This is a genomic window from Sphingomonas sp. 1F27F7B, assembly GCF_005503355.1.
GTDB lineage: Bacteria > Pseudomonadota > Alphaproteobacteria > Sphingomonadales > Sphingomonadaceae > Sphingomonas.
Genome location: NZ_SCMK01000010.1, coordinates 76,451 through 94,491 on the forward strand (window position 1 = coordinate 76,451; position 18,041 = coordinate 94,491).

Sequence of the window (18,041 nt, forward strand, 5' to 3'; positions counted from 1 at the left end):
ATCGCTGCCCGAGGGGGAGGTTGTCCATGAAGCTCGTTGCCCGGCTTGGCGTATTGGCTCTGGTCCTGGCGCCCATCGGGGCCGTCACTGCGTTTGGCGACAACAGCCCGCAGGTCGAGATGGCGACGCCCGGCGTCGGCGACGGCGCGATCGAACGCTTCACCGCCCGCTTCAACGTGGCGATGGTGCCGCTGGGCGATCCGCGCGCCGAATCGCCCTTCAAGGTCGATTGCCCGGTCGGCGGCCAGGGCCGCTGGGTCGACCAGCAGACCTTCGTCCATGAATTCACCGGCCCGCTCCCCGGCGGCGTCACGTGCAAGTTCACGCTGCGCGACGGGCTCAAGAGCCTGTCGGGCTATGCGCTGCAGGGCCAGAAGGAATTCACCGTCGATTCGGGCGGGCCGATCGCCCGCGCGGTGCTGCCCAATCGCTATGGCAGCGAGATCGAGGAGGACCAGGTCTTCGTCGTCGCGGCGAACCTGGCGCCCGATCCCGCCTCGGTCGGCGCCAATGCCTATTGCGCGGTCGACGGGCTGGGCGAGAAGATCCCGGTCGACGTGCTTCCCGCCGACGTCGCGCCCAAGCTGCTCGCCGATCTCGGCACCGATCGCTGGGAAGTGCGCAGCTTCCTGACCGAGGCCGGCCTGCCTCAGGCGCTGCCCGAAAAGGCGGAGGATCGCGCCAAGTCCCTCGCCAGCGTCGTCGCGGTGAAGTGCCGCCGGCCGCTGCCCGCGGGCCGCGACATGGCGCTGGTCTGGGGCAAGGACATCAAGAGCGCCTCGGGCCGCGCCGCCGGCACCGACCAGCGTTTCGACTTCACGGTCCGCAAGGAATTCAGCGCCCGCTTCGAATGCTCGCGGGTCAATCCGCAGGCCGGCTGCAGCCCGGTGCAGGACGCGTGGGTGCGCTTCTCCGCGCCGATCCCCCGGGCGCAGGCCGAGGCGGTGCGCATCCGGATGGCCGACGGCAGGGAACTGGCGCCGGTCTTCACCGACGACGACAAGAACAAGGCGGCGGTCGCCGACCTGAAGTTCAAGGCGCCGCTCCCGGCCGAGACCACCGCCAAGCTGGTCCTTCCCGCCGATGTGAAGGACGAGAGCGGCCGCAAGCTCGCCAATGCGGAGCGCTTCCCCCTCGACGTCAAGTTCGACGCGCCGCCGCCGCTGGTGAAGTTCGCGGGCAATTTCGGCATTCTCGAAGCCAGGGAGGGCGGCGTCCTCCCGGTCTCGGTCCGCAACGTCGAGCCCGAGCTGCAGGGCAGCCAGATGACCGTGACCGGCCAGAGCCTGAAGGTCGAGGGCGGCGACGGCGAGATCGCCAAATGGTTCCGCGCGCTCGCCGACGCGGCCGAGGACAAGTCGGACGAAGTGAAGCGCGGCACCGAGACCGTGCGGATCAACCAGACCGGCGCCAAGCCGCTGCTCACCTCGGCCAGCGGCAAGCCGCTGAAGATCGGCCTGCCGGGCAAGGGCAAGGATTTCGAAGTGGTCGGCATCCCGCTCGGCCAGCCCGGCTTCTACATCGTCGAGCTCGCCAGCCCGCGGCTCGGCGAGGCGTTGCTCGGCCGCAAGGCGCCGCGCTACGTCGCGGCCGGCGCGCTGGTCACCAACATGAGCGTCCATTTCAAATGGGGCCGCGACCAGTCGCTGGTCTGGGTCACCGCGCTCGACAGCGGCCAGGGCGTGGGCGAGGCCGAGGTGCGCGTCACCGATGCCTGCACCGGCCAGCTGCTCGCCAAGGGCAAGACCGATGCCTCGGGCCGCCTCGGCGTTCCCGCCGGCCTGCCCGAGCCGCAGACCTATACGAGCTGCGACCATGGCAGCAACGACGTGCTGATGATCTCGGCGCGCAAGGCCGACGACTTCAGCTTCACCCTCACCCAGTGGGGCGACGGCATCCGGCCGTTCGATTTCGACCTGAACTATGGCTGGTCGGCCCCCGAGCAGAAGTTCCACACCGTGTTCGACCGGTCGCTCGTCCGCCAGGGTGAGACGATCCACATGAAGCACATCGTCCGCCAGCCGATCGCCAGGGGCTTCGCGCCGTCGCCGGCGTTCAGCGGCACGCTGCGCCTCAGCCATCGCGGTTCGGACACCCAATATGACCTGCCGCTGGCCATCGACGCGAACGGCGCCGGCGAGACCGAATGGACCGCCCCCCAGGGCGCCAAGATGGGCGACTACGACCTCACCGTCCTGGTCAAGGACGCCGAGGGCAAGGAGAAGACGCTCTGGACCGGCCAGTCGTTCAAGGTCGACGAATATAAGCTGCCGACGATGAAGGCCTCGGTCGCCGGGCCCAAGGACGCCGCCGTGCGGCCGAGCGCGCTGCCGCTCGACCTGTTCGTCGGCTATCTTTCGGGCGGCGGCGCGGCGAACCTGCCCGTCGAGACGCGCATCGGCTATTTCGCCGACTTCAGGACCCCCGACGGCTATGACGGCTACAGCTTCGGCGGCCGCGCCATGGCGGAGGGCACCAAGCCGATGGACGGCGAGGGCGAGGACGAGCAGGTCAAGCTGCCGCCGACCCAGACGCTGCCCGCCACGCTGGGCGCCGACGGCACCACCCGGATCAACGCCGAAGTGCCGCAGACGCTCGAGCAGAACACCACGATGCTGGTCGAGATGGATTATCAGGATGCCAACGGCCAGATCCTGACCTCGTCGCGCCGCATCCCGATCTTCACTTCCGCGGTCCAGCTCGGCATCAGGAGCGACGGCTGGCTGATGAAGCAGGACGATCTGCGCCTGCGCTTCGTCGCGCTCGACACTGCGGGCAAGCCGCTCGCCAACCAGCCGGTCTCGGTCGAGCTCTACAGCCGCCAGATCCTCACTGCCCGGCGCCGGCTGATCGGCGGCTTCTATGCCTATGACAACCAGATGAAGACGACCAAGCTGTCGGCCACCTGCTCGGCGACCACCGATGCGCAGGGGCTGGCGAGCTGCCAGCTCAACCCGGGCATATCGGGCGAAGTCTATGCGGTGGCGACCACCAAGGACGCCAATGGCAATGTCGCCCGCGCGACCAAGTCGGTCTGGCTGGTCGGCGACGACGATTGGTGGTTCGGCGGCGACAATGGCGACCGCATGGACGTCATCCCCGAGAAGCAGGAATACAAGGCGGGCGAGACTGCCAAATTCCAGGTCCGCATGCCCTTCCGCGAAGCGACCGCGCTGGTCACGGTGGAGCGCGAAGGCGTGCTCTCCAGCTTCGTCGTCGGCCTCACCGGCAAGGATCCGGTGATCGAAGTGCCGATGCCGGGCGATTATGCGCCGGACGTGTTCGTCTCGGTCATGGCGCTGCGCGGGCGCGTCACCGGCTGGCAGAACTGGCGCTCGAACATGGCGCGCGACTGGGGCGCGCCCTGGTCGAAGGACGGCGGCGAGGCGACCGCGACGGTCGATCTCGCCAAGCCCGCCTATCGCCTGGGCATCGCCAAGGTGAAGGTCGGCTGGGAAGGCCATAAGCTCGACGTCGCGGTCAAGGCCGACAAGGCGAGCTATGCCGCGCGCGACACGGCCAATGTCGACGTGACGGTGAAGGGCCCGGACGGCAAGCCGGCGTCCAGCGCCGACGTCGCCTTCGTGGCGGTGGACGAGGCGTTGCTCCAGCTCGCCCCGAACGACAGCTGGAACCTGCTCGAGGCGATGATGGGCGATCGCCCGATCTCGGTGCTAACCTCGACAGCGCAGACCCAGGTGGTCGGCAAGCGCCATTATGGCAAGAAGGCAGTTGAAGCCGGCGGCGGTGGCGGCGGGGATCTTTCGGGCCTCAATCGCGAGAATTTCCAGCCGGTGCTGCTCTGGAAGGGCAAGGTCGCGCTGGATGCCGACGGTCATGCCAGGGTCCCGGTGCCGCTCAACGACGCGCTGACGTCGTTCAAGCTCGTCGCAGTGGCGACGTCCGGCCCGCAGCTCTTCGGCACGGGCATGGCGAGCATCCGTTCGTCGCAGGACCTGACCATCTATCCGGGCGTGCCGCAGCTGGTGCGCACCGGCGACCAGTTCGGCGCGATGTTCACGCTGCGCAACGGCTCGAACAAGCCGATGAAGGTGACCGCCACGGTGGCGCTGAACCCGGCCTATGCGACCGGCAAGCCGCTGACCGTGGAAATCCCGGCGGGCGGCGCCGCGCCGGTGGTGTGGAACCTCACCGCGCCGCCGCGCGACGGCAAGCTCAGCTGGACGGTCAGCGCCAAGACCGCCGACGGCAAGTCGAGCGACAAGGTGACCATCGTCCAGGCAGTGGCACCGGCCGTGCCGGTCGAGACCTGGGCGGCGACGCTCGGCCGGGTCGGCACCGGCACCCAGTTCGCGATCGCGCCGCCCGCCGGCGCGCTGCCCGGCTTCGGCACGGTCGAAGTGAGCCTTACCGACAGCCTCGCGCCGCCGCTCTCGGGGGTGCGCGACTATATGCGCGCCTATCCCTATAATTGCCTCGAGCAGCGCACGTCGCGGGCGATCGCGCTGGGCGACACAGGCATGTGGAACCTGATCGCGAGCGACATGCCCGCCTATCAGGATGGCGACGGACTGCTGCGCTACTGGCCGGGCGACTGGCCCGGCTCGGAAGCGCTGACTGCCTATATCCTCTCGGCCAGCGCCGAGGCCGGGCTGCCGCTGCCGGATGGCCCCAGGGCCAAGATGCTCGACGCGATGAAGGCTGTGCTCGACGGCCGCCTGCGCCACGAGGATTATGGCGATGTCCGCCTGCAGCGCGTCGCCGCCTTCACGGCGCTGGCGCGGCAGGGCGCGGCGACGTCGGCGATGCTCGGCCAGATCGGCATGGCGCCGGCCGAAATGCCCACGGCCACGCTCTCCGACTATGCAATGGCGCTCGGCAAGGTGCAGGGCGTTGCCAATGGCGCGCAGCTTCGCCTCGATGCGGAGAAGGTGCTGCGCACCCGGCTGGTCTATGAAGGCACTCGCGTCGACTTGTCGGACAAGGGGCGCATGGCCTGGTGGCTGATGTCGTCGGACGACGAAGCGGCGATCAAGGCGCTGCTCGCCACGCTGGGCCGTCCGGGCTGGGAGAATGACGCGGGCAAGCTGATGGTCGGCATCGCCTCGCGCCAGCAGCGCGGCCATTGGGACACCACCACCGCCAATGCCTGGGGCACGATCCTCGCGCGGCGCTTCATGGGTCTCTATCCGGCCGAGGCGATCGCGGGCGTCACCACCGCCAGCTTCGGTGGCAACAACCCGCTGAGCCTCAACTGGCCGCTCGCCGAGCCGCAGCGCAGCTTCGGCTTCCCGCTGCCGGCGCAGACGACGCCGCTGGTGATGAGCCAGTCGAGCGGCGCCGGCCCCTGGGCGTTCGTGCGGGTGAAGGCGGCGGTGCCGCTCACCCAGCCGCTGATGGCCGGGTACAAGATGACCAAGAAGGTCGAGGCGGTGAAACAGGCCGTCGCCGGCAGCTGGTCGCGCGGCGACGTCGTCAAGGTGACGATCAGCGTCGAGGCTTCGGCCGAGCGCAATTGGGTGGTGGTCAACGATCCGGTGCCCGCGGGCGCGACGATCGTCGGCAATCTCGGCGGCCAGTCCGAGCTGCTCGCCAAGGACAGCGGCACCGGCGAGGGCGTCTCGCCCAATTATATCGAGCGCGGCAATGACAGCTGGCGCGCCTTTTACGGCTGGGTGCCGCGCGGCAGCTTCACGGTGTCGTACGTGATGCGGCTCGACGCGGCGGGCAAGTTCAACCTGCCCGCCACGCGGGTCGAGGCGATGTACGCGCCCGAGATCCGCGCGCAGCTGCCCAATGCCGTGATGACCGTGGCGCAGCGGTGACGGCGAAGGAGGCTTTCGACCGTCTCCTCGCCTTCGCCCGCCGCTGGACGAAGCGCATCGACGACGCGCCCGAGGCGCTGCACGCGTGGTTCGGGCGCGAGCGGGCGGCCTGGCGGGAGAGGGGGTGGCGCGGTGTAGTCACGCCGCCGCGCCTGGCCGGCGTGATCCTGACGCTGCTCTTCCTCCCCTCCGCCGGCTTCTGGTGGGCGACGCGTCCGCCGGCCCTGCCCGATTATGCCGCGGTCCGCGCCGGCTGGCATCCGTCCGAGGCCTGGCTCTACGATCGGCGTGGCGTGCTGATCGATTCCAGCCGCGTCGATTACCAGGCCCGCCGCCTTGCCTGGACGCCGCTGAAGGACGTGTCGCCGGTGGCGCGCGACATATTGATCGCGGCGGAGGATCGCCGTTTCCGCGCGCATGGCGGCGTCGACTGGATGGCGCTGAGCGGCGCGATGCGCGATCGGCTCGAGGGCAAGCGCGGGCGCGGCGCCTCGACGCTGTCGATGCAGGTTGCCGCCTATCTCGCCCCCGATCTCGCTGCGCCGGGCAGTCGCGGCGTGCGCGACAAGCTTCGTCAGATGCGCGCGGCATGGGGCCTGGAATCGCGCTGGTCGAAGGACCAGATTCTCGAAGCCTATCTCAACCTTGCCGGCTTTCGGGGCGAGGCCCAGGGTATCGGCGCCGCCGCGCTAGGCCTGTTCGGGAAGACCCCGGCGGCACTGACGCGCGACGATGCGCTGCTGCTCGCGGCGCTGCTGCCCAATCCGCAGGCCGCCTCCACCCAGGTCGCTCGCCGCGCCTGCGCACTCAGCCGGGAGCGGGACTGCGCTCGTTTCGCCGGCGCCGCCGCCTCGATGCTGGGGCCCGCGCGCAGCCTGGCACTCGATCCGGGCCTTGCCCCGCATTTATCCGCCGCGCTGCTCACCAGGCCGGGCGCCAAGATTGTCACCACGCTCGACGCGGGTATCCAGCGCGCTGCGATCACGGCGCTCAAACGCCAGCTCCAGGGACTGGGCGGCAGCCGCGCCCGCGACGGCGCGGTGGTGGTGGTCGACAATGCCTCGGGCGATGTGCTCGCCTATGTCGGCGGCATCGGCGGCGAGAGTACCGCGCCCGCGGTCGACGGCGCCTCTTCCTATCGCCAGGCGGGATCGACGCTGAAGCCCTTCCTCTATGCGATGGGCATCGAGAAGGGCTATCTGACCGCCGCCTCGATCCTCGACGATTCCCCGGTCCAGCTCGACACTGCCTCGGGGCTCTACGTCCCCCAGAATTACGACAAGGCGTTCAAGGGCCCGGTGTCCGCCCGTATCGCGCTGGCCGGTTCGCTCAACGTGCCGGCGGTGCGCACGCTGCTGCTCACCGGCGTCGACGCCTTTCGGGATCGCCTGTGGGATACCGGCTATCGCGGGCTGGTCGAGGACGGGCAATATTATGGCTATTCGCTCGCGCTCGGCTCGGCCGAGGTCACGCTGATGGAGCAAGTCGCCGCCTATCGCAGCCTCGCGCTCGAGGGCCGCTGGGCGCCGCTGCGGCTGACGCTGGACGCGAAGACCGAGCCGCTGCGCCGCACGACTTCGCCCCAGGCCGCGTGGATCGTTGCCGACATGCTCGCCGATCCCAATGCCCGCGCCGGCACCTTCGGCGTCGATTCGGCGCTGCGCCTGCCCTTCTGGGCGGCGGTGAAGACCGGCACCTCCAAGGCGATGCGCGACAATTGGTGCATCGGCTTCACCGATCGGTTCACTGTCGGCGTGTGGGTCGGCAATCTTGAAGGCGATCCGATGCGTGCCGTTTCGGGCACCAGCGGCGCGGCGCCGGTATGGCGCGACGTGATGCTCGCGCTCAACCAGGGCAGCCCCGGCAGGGCCCCGCGGCGCCCCGATGGGATCGAGGCCCGCCAGGTCCGCTTCGCCGCCGGCATGGAGCAGCCGCGCCAGGAATATTTCCTGAAGGGCACCGGCTTCAACCGCGTCGCCTTCGCGCCTGCCGAATCGCGGCGGCCGCGTATCGTCAATCCGGTCGCCGGCAGCGTCTACGCGCTCGATCCGGACATTCCGCGGGACAATCAGCGCCTCGCCATCTCGGTGTCGGGCCGGGCGCTCGGCCACCGGTTGATCCTCGACCGGCGCGATCTCGGCACCGCGGATTCGCGCCCCTTGATCCTCGCCCCGCCGGGGAAGCATCGCCTCGCGCTGATCGATCTTGACGGCAAGGTGATCGACCAGGTGCTGTTTACCATCCGATAGCGCGGAAATGGAAGAATGTTGAGGGAGCGAAACGCTATCTCGTGCGTTTCAGCATATGGTCCCTCCCCCTTTCGGGACCGTGCCCACCGGCACCGGCCGCGCGGCTCGAAAGGCGGCGCGGCCGAAGCTGCCGTTGGATCAATGACTTGGATGCGGTTCAGCCCGTCCGGGCCGAAGCCGGCGTGCGACTAGGGGCCGTTGCCGCCACCAGCACCGCCGCCGGCGCCGCCGGTGCCCGGAGCACCGACAGTGCCGATATTGCCGAACAGATCCTCGAAGAAGCCGCGCTTGTGGCCCAGCGTCGGAGTCGTCTTGCCATAGGGATCGACCGAGGCGATCAATTCCTTGCCCATGCGATCGACTGCGACGACATTGCCCTTCGCATCGAAGCTGACGCGTAGCGTCGTCTGGTCCTGGGCCTTGAGGCTCTGATAGCCGAGGTTCGAGCTCTGGCGCGAGATATAATACCACTCGCCTTCGTTGAACTGGCTGGTGAAGGTCGGGCGACCCAGCGTCCGGAGCACCGATTCGCGCGTGTCGATCCCGGGCTGCACCGAATCGACCAGTTCCTTGTCGATGATGTAACCCTGGTGCGTGCGCACCGGCACGCAGGCGGTGGTGCCAAGCGCGGCTGCCAGCAGGGCGGCGCCAAGCGCGCGGGCGGGAATCGGCATTATGGTCTCCAGGCAAACGCATACCGGCGCCTTGATGCACGAGGTTGCATTGCATCGCGGGCCGTTCGCCTCAATATGCGGCAAAATGCGGCCAAACAAGGTCGCGCCCCCAGAATGCAGGACCGAACCGGCACATGCGCTTGCTCAAGCGGCTCTTCCAGGCTCCCGACCGCGGTGCCGCCCCGATGCTCTACGCCGGCATCGTCGCGCGCGGCCGCGAAGCCCATTGGTATGAAGCGGGGCAGGTGCCCGACACGATCGACGGCCGTTTCGACATGATCGCCGCGGTGCTGAGCCTGGTCCTGCTCCGGCTCGAGCAGGATCCGCAGGCGGTGCCGTTCAGCACCCACCTCACCGAAGTGTTCATCGACGACATGGACGGGCAGCTCCGTCAGATCGGCATCGGCGACATCGTGGTCGGCAAGCATGTCGGCAAGATGATGGGGATGCTGGGCGGCCGGCTCGGCGCTTATCGCGAGGCGTTGGCGGCGGGCGGTTTCGACGAGGCGCTGGTGCGCAACCTCTATCGCGGCGAGGCGCCGGCGCCCGCGGCGCTCGCCCATGTCGAGACCGAATTGCGTGCGCTCCACGCCGGTCTCGCCGGCACGCCGGTCGCCACCCTGATCGGCGGAGCGCTGGCATGATCCAGAGCGAATTCAACCGGCCGCAGCGGCTCGACACGATCGGCGCCGGGGAGAGCCAGGTCCATGTCGCGGCCGAGCCGAACGAACGCTCCGCCCTAGCCGAGCGCTTCGGGCTCAAGGCCATCGATCGCCTCGTCGCCGATTATCGCATCCGCCGCGACGCGCAGGGCATCGTCGCGACCGGCCATCTTTCCGCGCGGGTCATCCAGGCGTGCGTGATCACCGACGATCCCGTGCCGGCGGCGATCGAGGAGGATTTCGCGATCCGTTTCCTGCCCGAGACTCAGGGTGAAGGCGGCGACGATGAAATCGAGCTGAGCGAGGACGAGTGCGACATCGTCTTCTATTCGGGCGGCGCGATCGACCTGGGCGAGGCCGCGGCGGAGACGCTGGCGCTGGCGCTCGATCCCTATCCGCGCAGCCCCGCCGCGGAAGCCGCGCTGCGCGACGCCGGCGTGATCAGCGAGGAGGAGGCGACGCGCCTCGCCGAGGAGAGCGGCCCGTTCGGGGGGCTCGCCGGCCTCAGAGGCAAGCTCGGCGAGAGCTGAGCATGCCCGGCCGCCGCATCGCGATCTCGGGCTGCTCGGGCGGCGGCAAGTCCACGCTGCTCGCTGCGCTGGCCCGGCGCGGCTTCGCCACCGTCGCCGAGCCCGGGCGGCGGATCATCGCCACGGGCGGCCCGATGCCCTGGGACGACCCGGCGGGTTTCGCCCGCCGCGCGATCGCACTTGCCCGCGCCGATCTGGACGCGTCCGCGCGGCTCTCCGGGCCGGTCTTCTTCGATCGTGGGCTGATCGACGCGGTGGTCGCCCTCCGGCATGCCACCGGCGAAACGGTCTCCTTCGATCCTGCGGATCGCTACGACCATGTCTTCCTCGCCCCGCCCTGGCCCGAGGTCCACGTTGTCGACGCCGCCCGGCGCCACGGCATGGACGAAGCGCTGGCGGAATATGCGCGGCTCGAAGCCGCCTGGCCCGCATTCGGCTATGCGATTGCGTTGCTGCCGAAGATCGATGTCGAGGCCCGCGCCGATTTCGTGCTGGCGCGGCTCTCGGGCTAGGACTCATATCCTGCCTTCGTCACCCCGGAACGAGACCGGGATGGTGAAGGGAAATCAGGTATTTGTCGGAGTTCCCAACCTAGGCGTGCCCGACGATGTGCAGGTGCGGCGCACGGCTGTTCACGAACACTTCCTCGCGCGCGATGGGGGACCAGGGCAACCAGCGGAACCAGGTATAGACGGTCCGCCATGCGGCATCCTCGCCCCGGCCCTCGGCGCGCTGGAGCAGTGTCTTGTACGGCCGCTTGGCGCGCGGCCAATAGAAGAGGTGCAGCCGGATGTCGCCGGTGACCAGCCCGTCGAGCGTGTCGATGAAGCTGGTCTCCGCTTCGGGATCGGCATCGAGGTGGAACTGGGCAGTGAACAGCGTGCTGCGGATCATCAGCATGTCGCGCGCCCAGACGAGCTTCAGCGCGATGCGCAAACCATATTGCACCGGCAGTTCGAGCTCCAGATAATCGGGGCCGGCATCGGCCCCGCGCATGCGCAGGCTATGCCGCTCGGCCAATACCGAGAACAGCGCCCTCGCCCGGGCCACATGCCAGTCGCTGAAATCCATGGTGCCTTGATGGGCCCGCTGGGCGCGCGCCGCAATGGCAGTCGCGGCGGACTTGCCGTCATTGTGCTGGCGTGATAACACAGTGCCACGGATCGCGAGGGGAGCGAATATGGCCAGGGCGGTGCGGACCTTCGGCATCGGCGCGGCCCTCGCCCTGTTGCTGCTTTTCTCCCAGGAGGTCCGCGATATCGCCGGATCGGCGGGCGTCGCGATCCCCGGCTTCCCGATGCCTTATGGCGGATCGCTCCTCGACAATCTGCTCGGCGTGATCGTCGTTCTCTTCGGCGCCGCATTCATCCTGCGCAAGCCTGCCGTGCCGTGGCGCGCGCTCGGCCTCGGTTCGAACGGCTGGCGCGCGCCGCTGCTGGTCGCGATCGGCACGCTGCCCGCCTGGATCGGGCTCTGGCTGCTCGGCGGCTTCTCGCGCGAATGGAGCTGGCTCGACCTCCTCATGCTCGCCATCCTCTATCCGCTCGCCGAGGAGGTCGCCTTTCGCGGCTTCGGCTTCATCCTTCCGCGCCGGGCGCTTGGCTGGCGCATGCCGTTCGCGCTCGGCGTGCAGGCGCTGCTGTTCGGGCTCGTCCATTGGTGGAGCCTGGGCGGGCCGGAAGGCGGCGCGCTGGCGCTTCAGGTCTTCTGGATAACTGCGATCGGCGCAGTGGCGATGGCGCTGCTGGACGCGATGGACGGCTATACAATCTGGAGTGGCTGGGTGCTCCACATCTCGCTCAACGCGGCCTGGACCGTCTTCCGGGTTCCGGAAGACGCCATGTTCGGCTGGGCCGACAACATGTTGCGGTTCGGCGCGGCCGGGCTGGCATTGCTGCTGGTCTGGCGCCTCGCGCAGAGGTCGCGCGCGCCGTCCTAGCGCTCCGTGCCGATCCCGCGCGCGAGCATGGTGGCCACGGTGGCTGCGATCTCCTCGGGATTCACGTCCTCCTGCCATACGCTATAGCGCAGGCCCAGGAACACGTTCATGCCCATGATCGCCCAGGCGTGGATCTCGTTCACGTCCTCGTGCACCTCGCCGCGCGCCGCCGCGGCCTGAAGGCGCCTGGCGATCCGTTCGGCTGTGGTCGCATAGTGCATGCGGAAGCTTTCGGGATCGACGAACTCGGCCTCGTCGATGATCCGGTAGATCTCCTTGTGCGCGCGCGCGAAGCGGATGAAGGCGAGCAGCGCCGCCTGCTCGGCTGCGATCTGGCCGCCGGTCGCGCCCTTGATCGCCGGGGCGACATGCTCGCGCACCTGCTCGCTCATGTCGCGCACCAGTGCGCGGAACACGTCGTCCTTCGAATCGAAATAGGTGTAGAAGCTGCCCAGCGCGACGCCGGCGCGGCGGGTGATCCCGCTGATCGAGCCTTCGTGGAAACCCTTGGCGCCGAATTCCTCCGCCGCTGCGTCCAGGATCAGGCGCAGCGTCCGCCGCCCGCGCGCCGTGCGCGGCTCCTTGCCCGCACTGGCTTCGCCGCCGCCCAGATCCGGTGCTGTGGCGCTCATGCCACGCCCCCTTGCCATTCTGGTCCCTCTTCCCGCTTATCCAAGTTGAAACCCGGTTCAGGTTTCAGTATAGCGTCGGGCGACCACTTACAACCCGCGTTCAAGAACGGGTTAGACTGATGGGGAGGAAGTCTGGATGTCACGCCTGAATTGTACCCGTTCGATTCTGTTCGCCGGTGCCGCCCTCGCGGCACTTATTGCTGCCCCGGCCTTCGCCCAGGATGCGGCGCCGGCCGCACCCGAGGCGCAGGATAGCGCGCTCGCCGACAATGGCGAGATCGTCGTCACTGCCCGCCGCCGCGAAGAGAAGCTGCTCGACGTCCCGACCGCGGTCACCGCGCTCACTTCGGCCCAGCTCGAACAGGCCGGCGCGATCGACCTCACCGATCTGCAGATCGCTTCGCCCAACACAACGCTGAAGGATGCGCGCGGCACCAATTCGACGCTGGCCGCCTTCATCCGCGGCGTCGGCCAGCAGGATCCGGTGCCGGGCTTCGAGGCGGGCATCGGCATCTATCTCGACGACGTCTATCTGAACCGTCCGCAGGCAGCGGTGCTCGACATTTACGACGTCGAGCGGATCGAAGTGCTGCGCGGTCCCCAGGGCACGCTCTATGGCCGCAACACGATCGGCGGCGCGGTGAAATACGTCACCAAGAAGCTTGGCGACCGGCCGACGATGACGGTCAAGGGCAATTACGGCTCGTACAACCAGGCCGATGTGATCGTCAGCGCCTCCACGCCGATCGGCTCGATGTTCAAGCTCGGCATCTCGGGCGCTCGCCTGACTCGCGACGGCTTCGGCCGGAACCGCTATCTCGGGATCGACAACTACAACAAGAATGTCTGGGCCGGCCGCGCCACGCTGGAGTTCGAGACGCCGGACGAGAAGATGTCGGTGCGGATCACCGGCGACTATACCCATGACAAGTCGAATCCCCGCAACGGCCACCGCCTGATTCCGGGCCTGCTCACTGGTTCGCCGGTGCTGAGCAACGTCTTCGACACCAATGCCGGGCTCAACAGCCCGAAGAACGACGTCCAGGCGGGCGGCATCTCGATGACGGTCAATGCCGAGGTCAGCGACCTGATCACGCTGCGCAGCATCAGCGCGTATCGCGAGGACACCTCGTACACGCCGATCGACTTCGATTCGACGCCCTCGGTCGATGTCGACGTGCCCGCCTATTACAAGAACAACCAGACCAGCCAGGAATTCCAGGCGCTGATCCACGGCGGCAAGCTGAACGGCATCATCGGCTATTATTATCTGGGAGCCAAGGCGACGACTGGCTTCGGCGTGCTGCTGTCGACCACCCTGCCCGGCTTCAACGCCTATACCGCGGGCGACGTGCGCACCGAGACGCACTCGATCTATGGCGACTTCACCTATGACGTGACGCCGGCCCTGAGCCTCACGCTCGGCGGCCGCTACACCTGGGATCAGCGCAGGAGCTATATCTTCAAGGCGAGCTATTTCGGCCTGACCCCGGACTTTGGCGGCACGCCGATCCCGGTCGGCGCGCCCTCCACCGATTTCCGCGGCACCGCCAATTTCAAGCGCTTCACGCCGCGCGCCACGCTGAGCTTCAAGCCGAGCGCGGACCACATGGTCTATGCGTCCTATTCGGAAGGCTTCAAGGGCGGCGGCTTCGATCCGCGCGGTTCGGGCACTTCGGCGCCGATCAGCAATCCGGCGGCGGGCCGCACCTATCAGGACATCTACAATTATCTCTCCTTCGATCCGGAGACGGTGAAGAGCTACGAGATCGGCTGGAAGGGTGCCGCGTTCGATCGCCGCCTCAACTGGTCGCTCGCCGGCTTCTATTCGAACTATTCGAACGTCCAGATTCCGGGCTCGGTCGGCTGCCTGATCAACAATGTGCAGAGCTTCTGCGGCATCACCACCAATGCGGCGAAGGCCGACATCAAGGGCGTGGAGCTCGAGACCAATGCCGTGCTGGCCCGCGGCTTTGCCGGGCCGGGCTCGAGCTTCTTCTTCAACGGCGCGCTCGGCTATATCGATGCCAAGTACAAGCGGTTCATCGGGCCGACCGGTGTGGACGTGGCCAATGTCCGCGTGTTCCAGAACACCCCGGACTGGACGCTGGCGGGCACGCTGGGCGCGGCGCTGCCGATCGGCGGCGGCGATCTCAACGCCACCACCACCGTGTCGTATCGCAGCCTCACCCATCAGTTCGAGACGGCCAGCCCGTTCCTCGACCAGCCGGGCTACACGCTGCTCGACGCGCACCTGGTCTATAATTTCGGCGGCGGCCGCTATTCGATCGGCATCCACGGCAAGAACCTGACCGACGTGCGCTACAAGACCGCGGGCTACCAGTATATCAAGACCGATATCGCCGGCACGCCGCTCAACGCCGCGAACCAGCCCATCACCAACGGCACCGGCTATGTGCCGACGCTGGGCAAGGAAGGCGTGGCGACCGCTTTCTACGGCAATCCGCGGCAGATCTTCGGCTCGTTCAGCGTCAAGTTCTGAGCCTCGCCCCCATCCGCGAACCCATCGAGCCGGACGTCCCATTGACGTCCGGCTCTTTTCTTGCCGAGATACCGTCATGAACGCTCCCGCTTCAAACCCCGCGAGCCGTCCCGGCTATCGCGGCGTCGTGCTGGCGATGCTCCTGCTCGTCTACACCTTCAATTTCCTCGATCGGCAGATACTGGGCATCCTCGCCAAGCCGATCATGGAGGATCTGCACCTCACCAAGACCGAGTTCGGGGCGATCGGGGGCCTGGCCTTCGCGATCCTCTATTCGGTGCTCGGGGTGCCGCTTGCCTATCTCGCCGACCGGACCAGCCGATCGGGGGTGATCGCGGGCGCGCTCGCGGTGTGGAGCACCTTCACCGGGCTCTGCGGCATCGCCACCGGCTATTGGCAGCTGTTCCTGTTCCGCCTCGGCGTCGGCGTGGGCGAGGCGGGGGGCGTGGCGCCTTCCTATGCGGTGATCGCCGATTATTTCCCGCCCGAGCGGCGTGCCCGCGCGCTTGCCATCTATTCGCTCGGCATCCCGATCGGGCTGGCGCTCGGGACTCTGCTCGGCGCCTATATCGCCGCGCTGGTGAACTGGCGCGCGGCGTTCATCACCATGGGCGTGATCGGCCTGGTGATCGCGCCGATCTTCCGCTGGGTGGTCCGCGACGTTCCGCGCCCGCCGGTGCCGGAAGGGGCGGCCGGTGCGCCGGTGAGCGCCGTGTTCGGTATCCTGGCCGGCAAGCCCGCCTTCTGGCTGCTCGCCTTCGGCGCCTCGTGCAGCTCGCTGTGCGGCTATGGGCTGGCGCTGTGGACGCCGCTGGTGCTGATGGGCAATTTCGGCTTCGACCTGGTGACGACCGGTCAGTTCATGGCCTCGCTGCTGCTCATCGGCGGCACGGCGGGCGTGTTCGCCGGCGGCTGGTTCGCCGATCGGCTCGGCAAGGGCGACCGCGCCTGGTACGCTTGGCTGCCTGCCATCGCCTGGCTGCTCACCGCGCCGCTCTTCGCGATCGGCTTCCTCACGTCCAACCCCTGGATTGCCTGGCCGCTGCTGATCATCCCCAACGGGCTCAACATCCTGTGGCTGGGCCCGGTGACCACCGCCGTGCAGCACATGGTGCCGCAGCACATGCGCGCCACTGCCTCGGGCAGCTTCCTGCTGATCAACAACCTGATCGGCATGGGAATGGGTCCGCTGCTGATGGGCTTTCTCTCCGAGGAGCTGAAGGCGAGCTATGGCGCGGAGGCATTGCGTTACGGCGCGGTCTTCTGCCTCGGCTTCTACGTGATCGCCGGCATTCTCGCGCTGCTCGCCGCCCGGCACGTGCGCAAGGGCTGGGTCGACTAGCGCCGCCTAGGTAGTTTCCCGACTCGGCGGATTCCGGAATCGCGCAAATTACGCATTTGCACGATCATGCAAATGCGTCCCGAGAGGATGCCTTTCCGGGACGGCCGGGCGGGGATGGGACCGCCCGGCCACCCGGGGCGCCGGCGACTAGCGCTCGCGCGTCGCCGCGAACTTCACCTTGGGATAGCGATCGGCGACATAGCCGACTTCCCAGTTCGACTTGGCCATGAACACCGGGTTGCCGTCGCGGTCCTTGGCCATGGCGCCGCGGTTGAGCGCGACGAAATCGGCCAGGTCCTTGGGATCCTCTGCCGAGATCCAGCGCGCCGTCTCGAACGGAGCAACTTCCAGTCCGGCCGCGACCTTGTACTCGGCTTCGAGTCGGCTGATCAGCACGTCCAGCTGCAGTTGCCCCACCACCCCGATCACCCAGTTCGAGCCGATCTCGGGGTAGAAGACCTGAGTCACGCCTTCCTCGGCCATGTCGTCCAGCGCCTTGCGCAGCTGCTTGGTCTTGGTCGGGTCCTTGAGCACCACCCGGCGCAAGATCTCGGGCGCGAAATTGGGCAGGCCGGTGAAGCGGACGTCCGCCTTCTCGCTCAGCGTATCGCCCACGCGCAGCACGCCGTGATTGGGAATGCCGATGATGTCGCCGGGGAACGCTTCGTCGGCCAGCTCGCGTTCGCGCGCGAAGAACAGGATCGGCGAGTGGATCGCGATCGCCTTGCCATGCCCGGTCGGGGTCAGCTTCATGCCCCGCTTGAAGGTGCCCGAGACGAGCCGCATGAACGCGATGCGGTCGCGGTGATTGGGGTCCATGTTCGCCTGGACCTTGAACACGAAGCCAGTCACCTGCCCGGCATCGGGCGAGACCGCCGCCGGCTCGGCCGGCAGCGCGTGCGGCGGCGGCGCGTGGGTGGCGATGGCATCGATCAGCGAATCGACGCCGAACTCCTTGAGCGCCGATCCGAAATAGACCGGGGTCAGGTCGCCATGTCGGTACGCCTCACCATCGAATGCGGGATAGCCGGCCTGGGCCAGCTCGACATCCTCGCGCAGCCGGGCGAGATTCTCGGCGCTCAGGATCGCATCGAGCTGCGGATCGTCGAGGCCGCTGGTCTGCACCACCTTCCCGTGGAACTCGCGGCTGTCGCCCTCGGGCAGCAGCAGGCGGTTGGTGGCGAGGTCGAAAATTCCCTCGAAGGTGCCGCCCATGCCCACTGGCCAGGTCATTGGGCACACGTCGAGCGCGAGCAGGTCGGCGATCTCGTCGAGCGTCTCGAACACGTGCCGGCCTTCGCGGTCGACCTTGTTGACGAAGGTGATGATCGGCACGTTGCGCAGGCGGCAGACCTCGAACAGCTTGCGGGTCTGGCTCTCGATGCCCTTGGCGACGTCGATCACCATCACCGCCGAATCGACTGCGGTGAGCGTGCGATAGGTATCTTCCGAGAAGTCCTCGTGGCCCGGCGTGTCGAGCAGGTTGAAGGTGATCCCGCCGCGCTCGAAGGTCATCACCGAGCTGGTGACCGAGATGCCGCGCTGCTGCTCGATCTTCATCCAGTCCGAGCGCGCGCGCCGGGCGGCGCCGCGCGCCTTCACTTCGCCGGCGAGATGGATCGCGCCGCCGAACAGCAGCAGCTTCTCGGTCAGCGTGGTCTTGCCCGCGTCGGGGTGCGAGATGATGGCGAAGGTACGGCGGTCGGAAACTGGCATGGTGGCGG

12 protein-coding genes are annotated in these 18,041 nt (G+C 68.0%); 8 read left to right on the forward strand and 4 right to left on the reverse strand.

The features are described from left to right. Positions 1-26 precede the first annotated feature (26 nt). Both FFS08_RS11300 and pbpC read left to right on the forward strand, forming a co-directional pair. Positions 27-5,786 (forward strand): alpha-2-macroglobulin family protein, encoded by a 5,760-nt coding sequence (locus FFS08_RS11300; protein WP_137862017.1) that lies wholly within the window; start codon positions 27-29, stop codon positions 5,784-5,786. Between the two features lie 161 nt (positions 5,787-5,947). Then, complete coding sequence (gene pbpC / locus FFS08_RS11305; protein ID WP_249341032.1) at positions 5,948-8,035, forward strand: penicillin-binding protein 1C; 2,088 nt, start codon at positions 5,948-5,950, stop codon at positions 8,033-8,035. Positions 8,036-8,223: 188 nt separating this feature from the next. Here the strand turns inward: pbpC and FFS08_RS11310 are convergent, their stop codons facing one another. Continuing rightward, positions 8,224-8,709, reverse strand: coding sequence for an outer membrane protein assembly factor BamE (locus tag FFS08_RS11310; RefSeq protein ID WP_137862018.1), 486 nt, complete (start codon positions 8,707-8,709; stop codon positions 8,224-8,226). A gap of 134 nt (positions 8,710-8,843) precedes the next feature. Between FFS08_RS11310 and FFS08_RS11315 the strand changes: the two genes are divergently transcribed. The 3 genes from FFS08_RS11315 to FFS08_RS11325 are packed head-to-tail and all read left to right on the forward strand — an operon-like array spanning position 8,844 to position 10,413. Further along, on the forward strand, positions 8,844-9,353 hold the full coding sequence (locus FFS08_RS11315) for a ubiquinol-cytochrome C chaperone family protein (RefSeq protein ID WP_137862019.1): 510 nt from the start codon (positions 8,844-8,846) through the stop codon (positions 9,351-9,353). Continuing rightward, on the forward strand, positions 9,350-9,901 hold the full coding sequence (locus FFS08_RS11320; protein WP_137862020.1) for a YceD family protein: 552 nt from the start codon (positions 9,350-9,352) through the stop codon (positions 9,899-9,901). The genes FFS08_RS11315 and FFS08_RS11320 overlap by 4 nt, the downstream gene beginning before the upstream one ends. Before the next feature lie 2 nt (positions 9,902-9,903). Next, the gene (locus tag FFS08_RS11325) at positions 9,904-10,413 is read left to right on the forward strand and encodes an AAA family ATPase (RefSeq protein ID WP_137862021.1); all 510 of its coding nucleotides are present in this window, start codon (positions 9,904-9,906) and stop codon (positions 10,411-10,413) included. 79 nt (positions 10,414-10,492) lie between these two features. Here the strand turns inward: FFS08_RS11325 and FFS08_RS11330 are convergent, their stop codons facing one another. Continuing rightward, entirely contained in the window at positions 10,493-11,053 is a 561-nt protein-coding gene (locus FFS08_RS11330) for a hypothetical protein (protein WP_137862022.1), read from the reverse strand. Between the two features lie 28 nt (positions 11,054-11,081). On the opposite strand from FFS08_RS11330, the gene FFS08_RS11335 reads away from it, so the two are divergent. Continuing rightward, positions 11,082-11,840, forward strand: coding sequence for a CPBP family glutamic-type intramembrane protease (locus tag FFS08_RS11335; protein ID WP_137862023.1), 759 nt, complete (start codon positions 11,082-11,084; stop codon positions 11,838-11,840). On the opposite strand, the gene FFS08_RS11340 is transcribed toward FFS08_RS11335, so the two are convergent. Further along, positions 11,837-12,472, reverse strand: a complete 636-nt coding sequence (locus tag FFS08_RS11340) for a TetR/AcrR family transcriptional regulator (protein WP_249341023.1) — start codon at positions 12,470-12,472, stop codon at positions 11,837-11,839. The two genes, FFS08_RS11335 and FFS08_RS11340, sit on opposite strands and share 4 nt — an antisense overlap. Positions 12,473-12,608: 136 nt before the next feature. On the opposite strand from FFS08_RS11340, the gene FFS08_RS11345 reads away from it, so the two are divergent. After that, positions 12,609-14,975 (forward strand): TonB-dependent receptor, encoded by a 2,367-nt coding sequence (locus FFS08_RS11345; RefSeq protein WP_137862025.1) that lies wholly within the window; start codon positions 12,609-12,611, stop codon positions 14,973-14,975. A 76-nt stretch (positions 14,976-15,051) separates the two neighbouring features. Beyond that, entirely contained in the window at positions 15,052-16,317 is a 1,266-nt protein-coding gene (locus FFS08_RS11350) for a spinster family MFS transporter (protein WP_137862026.1), read from the forward strand. Positions 16,318-16,464: 147 nt separating this feature from the next. Here FFS08_RS11350 and FFS08_RS11355 read toward each other — a convergent pair whose 3' ends face one another. Continuing rightward, the gene (locus tag FFS08_RS11355) at positions 16,465-18,033 is read right to left on the reverse strand and encodes a peptide chain release factor 3 (protein ID WP_137862027.1); all 1,569 of its coding nucleotides are present in this window, start codon (positions 18,031-18,033) and stop codon (positions 16,465-16,467) included. Positions 18,034-18,041 lie beyond the last annotated feature (8 nt).

Coding starts and splice junctions, on each gene's coding strand:
- FFS08_RS11300 (WP_137862017.1), top strand. CDS start 27: ATGAAGCTCGTTGCCCGGCTTGGCGTATTGGCTCTGGTCCTGGCGCCC.
- FFS08_RS11310 (WP_137862018.1), bottom strand. CDS start 8,709: ATGCCGATTCCCGCCCGCGCGCTTGGCGCCGCCCTGCTGGCAGCCGCG.
- FFS08_RS11315 (WP_137862019.1), top strand. CDS start 8,844: ATGCGCTTGCTCAAGCGGCTCTTCCAGGCTCCCGACCGCGGTGCCGCC.
- FFS08_RS11320 (WP_137862020.1), top strand. CDS start 9,350: ATGATCCAGAGCGAATTCAACCGGCCGCAGCGGCTCGACACGATCGGC.
- FFS08_RS11325 (WP_137862021.1), top strand. CDS start 9,904: ATGCCCGGCCGCCGCATCGCGATCTCGGGCTGCTCGGGCGGCGGCAAG.
- FFS08_RS11335 (WP_137862023.1), top strand. CDS start 11,082: ATGGCCAGGGCGGTGCGGACCTTCGGCATCGGCGCGGCCCTCGCCCTG.
- FFS08_RS11340 (WP_249341023.1), bottom strand. CDS start 12,472: ATGAGCGCCACAGCACCGGATCTGGGCGGCGGCGAAGCCAGTGCGGGC.
- FFS08_RS11345 (WP_137862025.1), top strand. CDS start 12,609: ATGTCACGCCTGAATTGTACCCGTTCGATTCTGTTCGCCGGTGCCGCC.
- FFS08_RS11350 (WP_137862026.1), top strand. CDS start 15,052: ATGAACGCTCCCGCTTCAAACCCCGCGAGCCGTCCCGGCTATCGCGGC.
- FFS08_RS11355 (WP_137862027.1), bottom strand. CDS start 18,033: ATGCCAGTTTCCGACCGCCGTACCTTCGCCATCATCTCGCACCCCGAC.